At 63.4% G+C, this 13,845-nt stretch carries 11 protein-coding genes and 1 tRNA gene; 6 read left to right on the forward strand and 6 right to left on the reverse strand.

All coding sequences use genetic code 11. The features are described from left to right. Positions 1–445: 445 nt before the first annotated feature. Complete coding sequence (locus tag CJ010_RS12360) at positions 446–1,390, reverse strand: LysR family transcriptional regulator (protein WP_205754953.1); 945 nt, start codon at positions 1,388–1,390, stop codon at positions 446–448. 83 nt (positions 1,391–1,473) lie between these two features. On the opposite strand from CJ010_RS12360, the gene CJ010_RS12365 reads away from it, so the two are divergent. The 3 genes from CJ010_RS12365 to CJ010_RS12375 all read left to right on the forward strand — a co-directional run bounded on the left by CJ010_RS12365 (position 1,474) and on the right by CJ010_RS12375 (position 4,467). After that, positions 1,474–2,484 carry a quinone oxidoreductase gene (locus CJ010_RS12365; protein WP_141018310.1) on the forward strand — a complete coding sequence of 337 codons (1,011 nt, stop codon included), beginning with the start codon at positions 1,474–1,476 and terminating at the stop codon, positions 2,482–2,484. Positions 2,485–2,663: 179 nt separating this feature from the next. Beyond that, positions 2,664–3,551: an alpha/beta fold hydrolase gene (locus CJ010_RS12370; protein WP_141018311.1), complete on the forward strand. Its 888-nt coding sequence runs from the start codon at positions 2,664–2,666 to the stop codon at positions 3,549–3,551. Positions 3,552–3,723: 172 nt separating this feature from the next. Further along, entirely contained in the window at positions 3,724–4,467 is a 744-nt protein-coding gene (locus tag CJ010_RS12375) for an SDR family NAD(P)-dependent oxidoreductase (protein ID WP_141018312.1), read from the forward strand. A gap of 147 nt (positions 4,468–4,614) precedes the next feature. On the opposite strand, the gene CJ010_RS12380 is transcribed toward CJ010_RS12375, so the two are convergent. After that, positions 4,615–7,056, reverse strand: coding sequence for a GGDEF domain-containing protein (locus CJ010_RS12380; protein ID WP_141018313.1), 2,442 nt, complete (start codon positions 7,054–7,056; stop codon positions 4,615–4,617). 266 nt (positions 7,057–7,322) lie between these two features. On the opposite strand from CJ010_RS12380, the gene CJ010_RS12385 reads away from it, so the two are divergent. Then, positions 7,323–7,913 carry a pseudouridine synthase gene (locus CJ010_RS12385; protein WP_371415708.1) on the forward strand — a complete coding sequence of 197 codons (591 nt, stop codon included), beginning with the start codon at positions 7,323–7,325 and terminating at the stop codon, positions 7,911–7,913. 80 nt (positions 7,914–7,993) lie between these two features. Further along, a tRNA-Leu gene (locus CJ010_RS12390) sits at positions 7,994–8,078 on the forward strand. A 56-nt stretch (positions 8,079–8,134) separates the two neighbouring features. Here CJ010_RS12390 and rfbC read toward each other — a convergent pair. The 4 genes from rfbC to rfbB are packed head-to-tail and all read right to left on the reverse strand — an operon-like array spanning position 8,135 to position 11,550. After that, the gene (gene rfbC / locus CJ010_RS12395; RefSeq protein WP_141018314.1) at positions 8,135–8,680 is read right to left on the reverse strand and encodes a dTDP-4-dehydrorhamnose 3,5-epimerase; all 546 of its coding nucleotides are present in this window, start codon (positions 8,678–8,680) and stop codon (positions 8,135–8,137) included. After that, the gene (rfbA, locus tag CJ010_RS12400) at positions 8,680–9,564 is read right to left on the reverse strand and encodes a glucose-1-phosphate thymidylyltransferase RfbA (protein WP_141018315.1); all 885 of its coding nucleotides are present in this window, start codon (positions 9,562–9,564) and stop codon (positions 8,680–8,682) included. The genes rfbC and rfbA overlap by 1 nt, the downstream gene beginning before the upstream one ends. 13 nt (positions 9,565–9,577) lie before the next feature. After that, positions 9,578–10,474, reverse strand: a complete 897-nt coding sequence (rfbD, locus tag CJ010_RS12405) for a dTDP-4-dehydrorhamnose reductase (RefSeq protein WP_141018316.1) — start codon at positions 10,472–10,474, stop codon at positions 9,578–9,580. Continuing rightward, on the reverse strand, positions 10,471–11,550 hold the full coding sequence (rfbB, locus tag CJ010_RS12410) for a dTDP-glucose 4,6-dehydratase (protein ID WP_141018317.1): 1,080 nt from the start codon (positions 11,548–11,550) through the stop codon (positions 10,471–10,473). Before rfbB ends, rfbD begins: the two co-directional genes overlap by 4 nt. Before the next feature lie 210 nt (positions 11,551–11,760). Here rfbB and CJ010_RS12415 point away from each other — a divergent pair, with 210 nt between their 5' ends. Next, the gene (locus tag CJ010_RS12415) at positions 11,761–13,764 is read left to right on the forward strand and encodes a TonB-dependent siderophore receptor (RefSeq protein ID WP_240794577.1); all 2,004 of its coding nucleotides are present in this window, start codon (positions 11,761–11,763) and stop codon (positions 13,762–13,764) included. Positions 13,765–13,845 lie beyond the last annotated feature (81 nt).

Genomic DNA, 13,845 nt, shown 5'->3' on the forward strand with positions numbered 1-13,845 from the left:
TTGGTCGTGCGCATGTATGGCGCATCGTTTGCGGGAGCAACGGGAGCGGTGACACGTGCACCGTTTTGCGGTTATCGCCGGATGTTGCAGCGAGACGCGGACGATAAGTGGCCGGGGAGCCATTGCGCGGCTCCCCGGAGTTCCCCGGGTGCCGGGAAGGGTGTACGGGGCGTTGGAGTCGGACGTCCGATCGGTCCAAGCTGGCAGGTTATCTTCGTTCCGACCGGAACGTCTCGTTATCCAGATACCGAACCGGCTACCATTGATTGAAGTTTACATAATACAAATTATGGCGGTTTGTGGTGTTAGAAAGGTCACGGTGAAGTGCCTGCCGCTTTCCCGCCTTCGGTAGCCTCCCGAGGCCAGTTCTCGCGGGCGTTGTTGTGTACGGGTTGATTGACCTCGGCGATTGGGGGTGCTATCCGCGTTACCGAATTTGCCCCCATCAGTTGCCGGAGGGAACTGCCCCTGTTGATCGGTCAGCGGCGGCTCCCGACAACAGCGCTTGTGCCTCGCTGACCAGATCGATCAGGAGATCGGCAAGCAGCCGTACACGCGGCGAACGTTTGACGTCGGGGTGCATCACTAGCCAGATTTGCCGTAGCGTTGGACAGACTGGATCGGATACCAGCGACACGGCATCATCGTTCGCAGCCAGAAAATGCGGAAGAACCGCGATACCCAGACCTACGCGTGTGGCATTGAGCAGTGCCGCAAGATCGTTGCTCCTGAATACGAAGCGCCGATCGCCGGCAAGCTGGGCAAGCCAGCGCTGCTGCGGTACCTGTACGAGGCTATCGTCGTAACCAAGAAACTCCCAGGCTTCGCGGGGGCGGCGGGTATAGCCATGAGCTGCATACAGTCCGTAACCCATTTCCCCGATGCAACGAGCGGCCAGGCCCGGCGCGGTGGGCCGCGACATCCTGATCGCCAGGTCCGCTTCGCCCCGCGCCAGATTGGCGTCACGAGACTCACCGATCAGTTCCAGATCGATGTTTTGCCATCTTGCGCGGGTCGTGGCCAGGCGGGGCGCCAGGAAGTGGCCGGCCAAGACCGGCGGCGCCGACACCCGGACGGTTCCCTGAAGGGAGGAAACACCGAGCGCTGCCCGCGAGAATGCCAGTGCTTCGTTATCGAGTCGGCCCGCCTGAGTGACCAGCGTCTCGCCTTCCGGCGTCAATGACCAGGCTTTGGGCAGGCGGTCGAAGAGCCTGATACCCAATGACCTTTCCAGCGCCTCGACACGCCTCGCCACGGTGGAGTGCTCGACTCCGAGCCGCCGGGCGGCGCCCGACAAGCTGCCAGTGCGCGCCAGTTCAAGAAAATAGCGAATGTCGTCCCATTGCAGGCCGCGTTTTTCGCAGCCAGGATTGTCTGAGCGTTTTTGCACAGTAGTTGTGAATTTTTACGAATTGTTGAGCAATTTTGATCAGCATAAGCTGCGCTTGCAAGTTCGTACATCAGGAGAACATCATGACCAAGCGCGAGTCGTTTCTCGGCGCATCAGCTACGTCCCAGATCATCATTGGTCACTATGGCAACGCATCCGCACTAACCGAAATCGAGGCAACACTCCCCCCGCCAGGGGCCGGTGAAATCCGTGTCCGCCACACGGCGATCGGCGTGAATTTTGTCGATATCTATCACCGAACCGGCCTCTACCGACTGCCTTCGCTCCCCGCCGTTCTCGGGGTCGAGGCGGCCGGAGTGGTCGAGGCGCTCGGGCCGGATGTCGACACGGTCCGGGTCGGCCAACGCATCGCCTATGCCGGCCCACCTGCCGGCAGCTATGCTAGCGCCCGAAACCTGCGGGCCGACAGGGCCATCCCACTGCCCGATGACGTGCCCGACGATGCGGTGGCCAGCCTGCTGTTGCGCGGCATAACCACTCACATGCTGTTCGCCTACGTCCATCCGCTGAAGGCCGGCGATACCGTGCTGGTCCATGCGGCGGCGGGCGGTCTGGGGCTAGTTCTCGTACAGTGGGCAAAGTCCCTGGGTGCCTGCGTCATCGGCACGGTCAGTTCGCCAGCCAAGGCGCAACTGGCCATCGATCATGGTCTTGACCATGCCATCCATTACCGCGATGAGGACTTCGTGGCAGCGGTCATGAGGCTGACCGATGGCCAGGGTGTCGATTACGCCATCGACGGGATCGGTGGCAAGACGCTGCTCGACACCCTCGGTTCCGTCCGCCCCTATGGCATGGTCGCCAGCGTCGGTCAGGTGGCCGCCGACGACTCCGGGCCGCTCGATCTGTCGCTACTCGGCCCGGCGCGTTCGGTGGCACTCTCTCGCCCCGGGGTCTTCCGCTTCATGACGGATCTGGTGCGTTATCGAGAAGGCGCGATGGCTACCATCCGGCAGTTGCAGGCCGGCCTGCGGCCGACGATCGGCGCCGTCCTGCCTTTGAGCGAGGCAGCGGAGGCTCATCGCCGGCTGGAGTCCGGGCAAACCGTGGGCACCCTTCTGCTGCGCCCCTGATCGGAAGAGATGAGGATCAGCGGCTGCTTCTTGTCCTGCTCGACTTTTGACCGCGGCGTTGTCCAGCGCGTAGGGCGATGTCGTCGACGGTCAAGCATTTGGCGGCGACGGTCCGTGTTGCCGGTCGATGGCAACAGCAAACCGTCCGAACGATATTCTCACCTTCAGGAGAGCAGACCATGACGTCACTTCGTTCCACGGCCCTGACATGCTGCATCCTGGCGCAGATCGGCTTGTCTACGTCCGTCGCCGCGACGTCTGAAACACGCTTTCTCGAGCGCGACGCCGGACGCATCGCCTATGACGACAGTGGCGGCAACGGTTCGCTAATCGTCGCGATTCCGGGCATGGGCGACGTCAGGCAGCAATACCGCTTCCTTCGCCCGCGCCTGGTCGGGGCCGGGTATCGCGTTGTTACCATGGATGTTCGTGGTCATGGCGAATCATCGGCGAATTGGCCGGACTATTCGGCTCGGGCCGTTGGCAGCGACGCACTCGCCCTGATTCGCCAACTCGGGGCAGGCAAGGCGGTCATTCTTGGCAATTCATTCGCCGCCGGCGCCGCGCTTTGGGCTGCTCACGAGCAACCTGACGTGGTCCAGAGCATAGGCATGCTCGGCCCCATCCTGCGGGATCTGCCGTTCGATCGGTTGACCCAGGTCATGGTCAGCATCGGCTTTGCCGGTCCCTGGTGCACGTGGTTCTGGATGACCTACTGGGAAAGCCTGTTTCCCTTGACCAAGCCGGCCGACCATCTGGCCTATCGTGATCGTTTGGCTGCCAATCTCAAGGAAGCCGGACGCATGGATGCGTTGCGGACCATGGTCGCGTTATCCAAGTCCGATACGGAGGCACTGGTCGGCAAGGTTTCCGTTCCAGTGCTGGTCGTCATGGGCAGCCGCGATCCGGATTTCAACGATCCTGTCGCGGAAGCTGCCTGGCTGGCCGGGAAGACGAAAGCCCAGGTTGCGCTGGTTCACGGCGCAGGGCATTACGCCCATGTCGAAGTTCCCGACCAGGTTGCGAGTGAAATCGAACGCTTTCTCGACCGACTCAGAGGTAAATGATGGGGCACTGCTCGAACCGGCAACGTTTGGGAACCATGACAAGGCTAGAGGACTGCGGGAGTGGCCTAGCCCGTCGATGACCGGCAGGCAGCCCGTCCCGACGGATGCTCTCAGCGCATCCGAAGGAACAGGGGACCACATTGCCAATTCAATCCGACAATAGGAGTCCGAGATGAACAGCTCACAAAAAGCAGTCGCCGTTATCACTGGCGGCGGTACGGGCATCGGTCGGGCCACAAGCGAGAAGTTGGCGGCGGCCGGCTGCGCAGTGGCAATCGTCTATTCGCGAAGCGATGTTGAAGCCAACAACACTGTTGAGGCCATCCGCGCAAAAGGTCAGGACGCCATCTCCATCCGAAGCGATATCGCCGACGACGCCCAGGTCCGACGCATGATGGCGGTAGTCGTCGAGGCTTTCGGCAACATCACGTATCTTGTCAATAATGCCGGTATTACCAGGCAACTGCCGTTCGCCGATCTGGATGCGATTGCCGACGATACCTGGGACGAGCTCTTCGCGGGCAACGTCAAAGGCGCCTTCAATTGCTGCCGGGCCGCAGCACCGTACCTGCGTGCGATGCCCGACGGCGCAATCGTCAACGTCGGCAGTATTGCCGGAGAAACCGGTTACGGCTCGTCCCTCCCCTATGCCGTTTCCAAGGCGGCCCTGCACGGTATGACCAAATCCTTGGCGCGTGTCCTGGCGCCCGAGATTCGTGTCAACTGCATTGCCCCCGGGGCTGTCGAAACACGCTGGTGGTCCGGCAACGAAGTCAAAATGCGCCAACTCTCAGGCAACCTCCCCCTGCAGCGTATCTCGACACCTGAAGACATTGCCGACAGCATCTGGCTTCTGCTCACATCCCGCTCAATGACCGGCCAGATCGTCAAAGCCGAGAACGGGCAGACCCTTTGAGGACGCCGCCTGAAACCCGGTGCATGATATTCGGGAGCCCGTGATGAGAATTCGTGAATCGTTGGAAATCGAACCACCGATCCTCCACGCACTGATGGCTGGCGTTCAAGACGACGCCCTGGCCGGGTGATGGGCCGGCAACGGATCTCAATTGGTATCCAGCGGTGTTGCCCGAAACCGGATGTTCCACTCACGGAACTGCTCACTCGGGATCGGTGCGCTGATGTACATGCCTTGTGCGACATCCGTGCCGAAACCGGCGAGTTGATCCCACAGCACGCGGTTCGCGGCACCCTCGGCGACGACTTCGAGGCCGATGTTGTGGATCATCTCTATCGTCGAACGAACGATGATTGCCGAGTCGCGATCGGTTTGCATGCCGAGGACGAAGGACTTGTCGATCTTGACCGCATCGATAGGCAGGCGCTGCAGGTAGCTCAACGAGGAATAGCCGGTGCCGAAGTCGTCGACGTAGAGGCGAAAGCCCATTTCTTTGAGACGACGCAGCACATCGAGGGCACCGGCTGGATCCTCCATCAGCGCGCTCTCGGTCAACTCCAGTTGTAGCCACTCGGGCTTCGCGCCCCAGGTGGCCAGAAGTCCTTCGAGACGCTCCAGCAGGTGGGGATCGAGCAGGTTGCGCGCTGACAGATTGACCGCCAGCGGCATGTCGATGCCCTCTTCCCGCCAGGCGTAGCATTGGCCCAGCGCGGCATTGAGTACCCAGTAGGTGAGCGGATTGATGAGGCCGGTACGTTCGGCAAGGGGAATGAAGCTGTCCGGAAGAATGAGCCCGTGTTGCGGATGGTCCCAGCGCAGCAGCGCCTCCGCGCCGCAGATCGTGCCGCTGGGCATGTCGACCTTGGGTTGGTAGTAGAGCCGAAGCTGGTTGTCGGTGATCGCCCGGCGCAGATCGGCAATCAGCGATAGGCGGGCGAGATTGTCCTGTTCGGAGTCGCCGCGGAAGACGGCGATCCCTGTACGTTCCCGTTTGGCTTGGTACATCGCAGCGTCGGACCGCATGATCAGGGAATCCGGCTCCGCGCCATGTCCCGGATACAGCGCGATACCTATGCTGGCCTGGACCTCGATGCGTGCTTCGGCGACATCGAAAGGTTCGTCGAAACTGCGTGCCAGCACCTCGGCGAGATTTTCGGCCTGTTCGGCGCCTGCGCCTGGCTGGAGGATGGCGAACTCGTCCACGCCCATCCGTGCGACGGATGCCGGTGGTGCGATCAGGCCAGCCAGGCGTTTCGCCAGTTCGACCAGCAAGGTGTCGCCTTGCTGGTAACCGATGACGTCGTTGATCTCCCGGAAGCGGTCGACGTTCACGGTCAGGAGCGCGAACGGCTGGTAGTGGTGGCGTGTGTGTTCTATCAGGCGCTTGAGCCGTTCGCGCAGACGGGTGCGGTTGGGAAGCCCGGTCAGGGGATCGACGAAGGCCATACGTTCTATCGTGCGCTCGGCGTTGCGGTGCCGCGCCCTGATTCTCAGATTGGAAATGCCGAAGGAAAGGTCTTCCGCGAGTTCTGCCAGAACGGCAAGCTCTTCGTCGCCGAAGGCTTCGGGTTCGTCTGCGCCAATGTTCAGGTTTCCGATCACGACCTCGTCCACGATCAGCGGATAGGCACTCAGTGCCACCAAGCCGTGCTGCATGGCCTGTTCGCGGTGACGGAGGGTAAGTGGGTCGGTGGCGACCGACAGCCGCACGCAGGGCTTGCCGGTGCGGATCACGACCCCGGCGGGCGTCTGCCCGGCAGCCGTGTCCGCCCAGGTGAATTGCAGGTTGTCGAGCGCACCGTACTCCATTCCGACCTGCGCCATGGGAAAGATCATCTTGTCGGCATCGTGCTGGGCGTAGCCGACCCAGGCGAGGCGGTAGCCGCCCACCGTCACGATGCGGCGGCACATTTCGTTGAGCAGTTGGGCTTCTTCCGTGGAACGGACAAGCGCCCGGTTGCCGGCGCTGAGCGTGCGCCACGCCCGCTCGATCAGGCGTAGCCGACGGGCTTCGTCGTGTTGTTCTGCGGCGTCACGCAGGCGGAGGATTGCGAAGGACAGGTCGTCTGCGAGATCGGCCAGGAGTTCGGTACCGGCATCGAAGCGGCCCGCTTGCCCGTCGAGCAGCGTCAAGGCGCCTATCACGGTATCGGCGGCATGCAGCGGCAGGATGCAAACAGCGCGGACGTCGCGGCGAAGGGCATCGCCCCGCCAGGGAGCCAGATCCGGATCGCGCGTCTGCTGGATGTCGTGCAGCACGACGCTGTGGCGGCTGCGAATGGCATTGGCGATCGGGCCGGTGCCGTGGCCGTCGAGCCTGGCGAGCACCCCGCCCTGCCCCGCCCGAGCCACGGGATGAAGGCCGCGGCCGTCATGTGTGCTCAGGCCGATCCATGCGGTGGTGCAGACACGGCATTCGACGAGGACACGGCAGGCCTCCTGCCAGATGACATCTTGGTCTTGCGCGCGCAGCACGATCCGACCGATCAGGCGGGTGGCAAGAGTGAGCGCTACGGTGACATCCACCGCGTCTCCGGGCGGCGCGTCCTGGCGCAACTGCGACTCTGGCCCAGCCGTGGATTCGCTCATGGCGTCCCTTGCCGACACGGTGACAAGCTCCAGTATAGTTGGCGCGCAGTGCCGAATCGGCGCCCAAGAGGCTGGGCAGCTCGCGCTCGGGCGCAGGTCCCAGGTGTCAGCGCGGGAGGGGGAAACCCGGTTTGCGGCCGATCCGGCGACGGAGGAGAATCGCCCTCCTCTTGCCGCATCGACCTCTGTTCCGTATGCCTGAAGTCAAATATTCGGCTCCGCCGAACCTACCTCTGGACTACCTCTACGCCGATTCGGCATTGCTGGTGGTGAACAAGCCGAGCGGTTTGCTCTCGGTGCCGGGGCGCGGCGACGACAAGGCGGATTGCCTGGTGCAGCGGGTCCGTATCGACTACCCGGATGCCTTGATCGTGCATCGACTCGACATGGAAACCTCCGGCCTGATCGTCCTTGCCCGGGGCAAGGAGGCGCATCGCGCGCTGAGCATGGGTTTCCAGAACCGCGAGGTGGCCAAGCGCTATGTCGCGCTGGTCGACGGCCTGCTGGAGCCTGCGTGCGGGGAGATCGATCTGCCGCTGATCGCCGACTGGCCCAGGCGCCCGCGGCAGAAGGTGGACTTCGAATTCGGCAAACCTTCCATGACACGCTTTCACGTCCTGGCGCACGACATCGAACGGCATCTGACGCGGGTGGAACTGCATCCCGAAACCGGTCGCTCGCACCAGTTGCGGGTGCATCTGATGTCGCGCGGACACGCCATTCTGGGCGATGCCCTGTATGCCTCGCCGGTCGTCCAGGCCAAGGCGAACCGCTTGTTGCTGCATGCGGAGTACCTCGAGTTCGCTCATCCGGATGGCGGCGAGACCATCAGCGCGACCTGCCCCGCCCCGTTTTGATCGGTCGGCGCCGCGGTGGCGGCGTCCGCGCAAGTGGCGTGTATAATCGCGGCCGCTGACGGCGCAAGGCCCGGCTTTCGGCGAGGGTGGCGGAATTGGTAGACGCACTGGATTTAGGTTCCAGCGCCGCAAGGCGTGAGAGTTCGAGTCTCTTCCCTCGCACCACGGTCATCACAAGAACGGCCCGACGGGTGTTCCCGAGCGGGCCGTTTTTGCTTTCTTCAGTCGAACAGTTCGGCGTCGGCGAGCGTCTTTCCGTCGCGGTCCTTGCCCGATAGCAGGGGCTCGCCTTCCAGCGGCCAGGCGATGGCCACGGTGGGATCGTTCCACAGCAGGCAGCGCTCGTGTTCCGGTGCGTAGTAGTCGGTGGTCTTGTACAGGAAGTCGGCCGATTCGCTCAGGACCAGGAAGCCGTGGGCGAAACCGGGCGGAATCCAGAACTGGCGGTGGTTGTCTTCGCTGAGTTCGACGCCGACCGACTTGCCGAAGCTGGACGAGCTGCGGCGCAGGTCCACCGCGACGTCGAACACCCGGCCGCGCACGACGCGCACCAGCTTGCCCTGCGGTTGGCGGATCTGGTAGTGCAGGCCGCGGAGCACGCCCTTGGCCGACCGGGAATGATTGTCCTGCACGAAGTTGACATCCAGCCCGGTAAGTTCGCGGAAGGTCCGGGCGTTGAAGCTCTCCATGAAGAAGCCACGGCTGTCACCGAACACCTTGGGTTCGAGAATCAGGACATCGGGAATCGCGGTCTGCGTCAGCTGCATCAGTACACCTTGTCTTCGAGCAAACGTTTCAGATACTGGCCATAGCCGTTCTTGGCAAGCGGTGCGGCCAGCTGGCGCAGGGAATCGTCGTCGATCCAGCCCTGACGCCAGGCGATTTCTTCCGGACAGGCAATCTTCAGGCCCTGGCGCTTTTCGATGGTCTGGATGAAGAGGCCGGCTTCGAGCAGGCTCTCGTGGGTGCCGGTATCGAGCCAGGCGTGGCCGCGCCCCATCACCTGCACGTCGAGTGCGCCCCACTCGAGGTATTGCTTGTTGACGTCGGTGATCTCGAGTTCGCCGCGCGGACTCGGTTTCAAGGCCTTGGCTATTTCCACGACGCGGGCGTCGTAGAAGTAGAGGCCGGTGACGGCGTAGCGGCTCTTGGGTCGCACGGGCTTCTCTTCGAGGCTGATCGCCCGGCCGGCCCCGTCGAACTCGACCACGCCGTACCGTTCGGGGTCGTGCACTGGATAGGCGAACACGCTCGCACCCCCAGCACTGTCCCCTGCCCTGCGCAGATCGTTGCCGAACTCGTGACCGTAGAACAGGTTGTCGCCAAGGATCAGCGCCGAGGGGGCGCCACCGATGAAGTCCTCGCCGATGATGAAGGCCTGCGCCAGACCGTCCGGACTGGGTTGTACTGCATAAGACAGCCTGAGCCCCCACTGGCGGCCGTCACCGAGGAGCTGCTCGAAGCGCGGCGTGTCCTGCGGGGTGGAGATGATGAGGATCTCGCGTATCCCGGCCAGCATCAGCGTCGATAGCGGGTAGTAGATCATCGGCTTGTCGTAGACCGGCAGCAACTGCTTGGACACGGCGAGCGTGGCGGGATGCAGTCGGGTGCCGGAACCGCCGGCGAGGATGATGCCCTTGCGTGAAGTCATTGCTGATGTCCGTTCAGAGTGTTTCCTGCAACATGCGCTCGACGCCGCGGCGCCAGTCCGGAAGGGTGAGGCCGAAGTGGTCCTTCAAGCGGCTGGTGTCCAGGCGGGAGTTCAGGGGGCGCCGGGCCGGCGTCGGGTAGTCGGCGCTCGGGATGGGGGCGATTTCGGCCACCTTCAGGGCGCTGCCCAGGCGGCGTGCGGTGTCGATGACGAAACCGGCGTAGCCGTGCCAGGTCGTCTCCCCGGCCGCGGCGAGATGATAGGTGCCGGAAAGCGACGCTTCGGACCCCGATGTCAGTGCCGCACGCAGCGCGTGGGCGCTGACATCGGCGATCAGCTCCGCTCCGGTCGGGGCGCCGTGCTGGTCGGCGATCACAGTCAGGCGTTCGCGTTCGGCTGCGAGGCGCAGCATCGTCTTGGCGAAATTCCCTCCACGGGCGGCGTATACCCAGGAGGTCCGGAAGATCAGGTGCCGGCTGCCCGAGGCACGGATGGCATCTTCGCCTTCGAGTTTGGTCTGTCCGTACACGGACAAGGGGCCGACCGCGTCGTCTTCCCGCCACGGCGTATTGCCGCTGCCGTCGAAAACGTAATCCGTCGAGTAATGCACCAGCCAGGCATCCAGCCTGGCCGCCTCGACGGCCAGCACACCCACGGCCTCGGCGTTGATGCGACGGGCCAGTCCGATGTCGCTCTCGGCCTTGTCGACCGCGGTGTAGGCGGCGGCGTTGACGATGACGTCGGGTGACAGGGTTCGCACCGTCTCCGCCAGTTTGTGCGGCTCGGCAAGGTCGCCGCTCAGGCCGTCGGCACCATGGCGGTCGAGTGCGCAGAGTTCGCCCAGGGGGGCGAGCGCACGCTGCAACTCCCAGCCGACCTGACCGTTCTTGCCCAGCAGCAGGATCTTCATGCCCGTTCCCCGGTGGTGTCGCGCTCGCCGTAGTTGGTCGATACCCATTCGCGATAGCTGCCGCTCTGGACGTTGGCGACCCATTCCGGATTGGCGAGATACCAGGCGATGGTCTTGCGGATGCCGCTCTCGAACGTCTCCGCCGGGCGCCACCCGAGTTCGCGTTCGACCTTGCGTGCGTCGATCGCGTAGCGGCGGTCGTGACCGGGGCGGTCCTTCACGTAGGTGATGAGGCGGCTATAGCTGCCTTCCGGCGAGGGGCGGAGCTCGTCCAGCAGTGCGCACACCGTGCGCACGATCTCGATGTTGGGCTTCTCGTTCCAGCCACCGATGTTGTAGGTCTCGCCGAGGCGGCCGCGCGCCAGCACGGTGCGGATGGCGCTGCAGTGGTCCTTGACGTACAGCCAGTCGCGCACGTTCTGCCCGTCGCCGTAGATCGGCAGGGGCTTGCCGGCCAAGGCGTTTACGATCATCAGCGGAATCAGCTTTTCCGGAAAATGGTAGGGGCCGTAGTTGTTGGAGCAGTTGGTGGTGACCACCGGCAGACCGTAGGTGTGGTACCAGGCGCGCACGAGATGGTCGGAGGCCGCCTTGCTGGCGGAATACGGACTGTTCGGCTCATAGGCGTGCGTTTCGGTGAATGGAGCGTCGTCCGGACCGAGCGAGCCGTAGACCTCGTCGGTGCTGACGTGGTGGAAGCGGAATGCCGCCTTGGCCTCGCCCTCCAGGCTGTTCCAGTAGGCGCGTGCCGCTTCCAGCAGCGTGAAGGTCCCCTGCACGTTGGTGCGGATGAATTCGGCCGGCCCGTGGATGGAGCGGTCGACATGGCTTTCGGCAGCGAAATGGACGATGGCCCGCGGACGATGGGTTGCGAGCAGGCGGTCGACCAGCGCGCGGTCGCAGATGTCGCCGCGCTCGAAGATATGGCGCTTGTCTCCGGCCAGCGACGCCAGGGTTTCGAGGTTGCCCGCGTAGGTGAGCGCGTCGAGGTTTACGACCGGCTCGCCGAGTTCCTCTATCCAGTCCAGTACGAAGTTGCCACCGATGAAGCCGGCGCCGCCGGTTACGAGAATCATGAGGAAGATGCTCCGCTGAGGTGCCCGGGAATAGTGAGGAGTGGATTATAGACAAGCCCGGACCCGTCGCCGCCATGCTTCTGCATGACACATGCAAAGTGCTGATTACAATTGGGTTTCGGAGCAGCTCCGGACTGCCTTCGCGTATTGACCGTTCGGTCCGCCCATGCGACCCTCGCCGGAAAACAACATCAACAAACCGGTGTTCCATTGGCATTCACGTTTCGCTCTCCTGCCGGCACGCAGGCGCTTGTCACCCTGTTATCGATCTGTTATGCGGTGGACGAGGCCCGTGCAGACGACATTTTCTTCAGTGACATGCCGATGGTGCTGACGGCATCCCGGCTGTCCCAGTCCCCACTCGATGCGCCGGCTGCGATCACCACCATCGATCGCGAAATGATAGAAGCGTCGGGCTTTACCGAGATCCACGACCTTCTGCGTCTGGTACCCGGCTTCCTGGTCGCCGACTGGCCGGACGGCTCGCCCACGGTGGCCAACCACGGGCTGGGTGACGCCTACGATCGCCGCATCAAGGTGATGATCGATGGCCGTACCGTGAACAGTCCCTTGTGGGGCAATACCAACTGGCACGATCTGCCCTTGCGGGTGGACGACGTCGATCACATCGAAGTCGTGCGTGGTCCCAACGGGGCGGCCTATGGCGCCAATGCCTTCCAGGGCGTGATCAACATCATCACCCGCGCGCCGGCAACCGAGGAAGGCCTGACCCTGATCTCGCGCTTCGGCGATTTCGGCTTCACCGACAACGGTTTCCGCATCAACGGCGCAAGCGGGCAAGCGCTCGACTGGCGTCTGTCTGCGTCGCGACGTGCCGCAACCACCTTCAAGTCGCATCGGGACGAAGATGGCGACCCGAAGTCGGAAGAGGCTATCCGGCGCACCGTGGTCAATTTCCAGGCAAGCGCTCAGCTCGGCGCCCGCGATGAGCTACGCGTGCATCTGGGGGCGAGCGACGGTGCCGACCGTCGCGGTTACCCACCGGAAACTGCGGATTTCTCGCCGATCCGGACCGACCGCAACCGGCATCATTATCTCCAGTTGTCGTGGACCCGCAGCTTCGATGCGGAGTCTGATCTCAACCTGCAGTACTACCATCAGGCCTACCAGGTACGTTCGGCGTGGACGTCGCGGGCCGGGTTTCCGGTCGATATCGACGTCGATACCCATCGCGACGAGGTCGAGCTGCAGTTCACCCGCCGCCTCAGTCCCGAATGGCAGGTGCTGGCGGGGGCCGGGGCACGCCACGATGCCACCCGTTCACCGAGTTATTTCAATCGCAGCGATACCCTGGAGGCGACCTATTGGCAGGCCTTCGGCAGCGTGACCTGGCAGCCGCTCGTGCCGCTGCGCGTCAATCTCGGCGGCACCTTTGAACATCACGATTACAGCGGCAAGCTCTTTTCGCCGCGATTGGCGATCAACTATGCGCTGGGCGTCGATTCCGCGCTGCGCCTTTCCACCGGGCTCGCCTACCGCGCGCCATCGCTGATGGAGTCGGAGTCGATGCAGAGCGTGCGCTACCGCGGCCAGATCGTGCGCCTGTTCTACCATGCCGGACTGCCTGTCGATCCCGAGCAGGTGCGGTACACCGAGCTGGGCTACGTCGCGCAGTTCCGCGAGCTCGGCCTCGGTATCGATACCCGCATCTTCCGCGAGCGCTACACCAACTACATCGATGATCAGGTGTGCCGCCATAACCGCGCCCCGCGCTGCGCCTTTGCACCGCCGGCGGGCTACGACCGCTCGGCCACCTACTTTCTCAACTCGGGCGCCTTCACCATGCGTGGCTTCGAGTTCAGCGTCGACTGGCGCAAACCGGGTTTCGGACGCGCAGTGCTGGCGCAGGCCTTCATCGACATCGAGGAGAACGGCCGGATTCTCGACCAGCAGATCATGACCAGCGCGCCGGCCTCGATGACTTCCCTGCTGCTGATCAAGGATCTGCCGCAGCGCTGGCGTCTGAGCCTTGGCTACTACCACAACCATCCTTTCCACTGGCTCAACGACGGCGGAGAAGTGTCCAGCCGCGACCGCTACGACCTCAAACTGGCCAAGCGCTTCGGCACGCTCGATGCGGAGAACGAATTCGCGCTCACGGTACAAAGCCTGACCGGCGGCTATGGCGAGTTCGACGAGAACCAGTTCCGCGCGCAGCCGCAGGTGTTCGCGAGTCTGAAGTTGTCGTGGTGAAGTGCACGTTTGGCTGCCAACCGTACTTGCATTGCAATCAGGCGATCAATAGTCTGCCGGCTATCTCAAGGAGATATCATC

The sequence above is a fragment of the Azoarcus sp. DD4 genome (assembly GCF_006496635.1).
In the GTDB taxonomy this organism is placed as follows: domain Bacteria; phylum Pseudomonadota; class Gammaproteobacteria; order Burkholderiales; family Rhodocyclaceae; genus Azoarcus.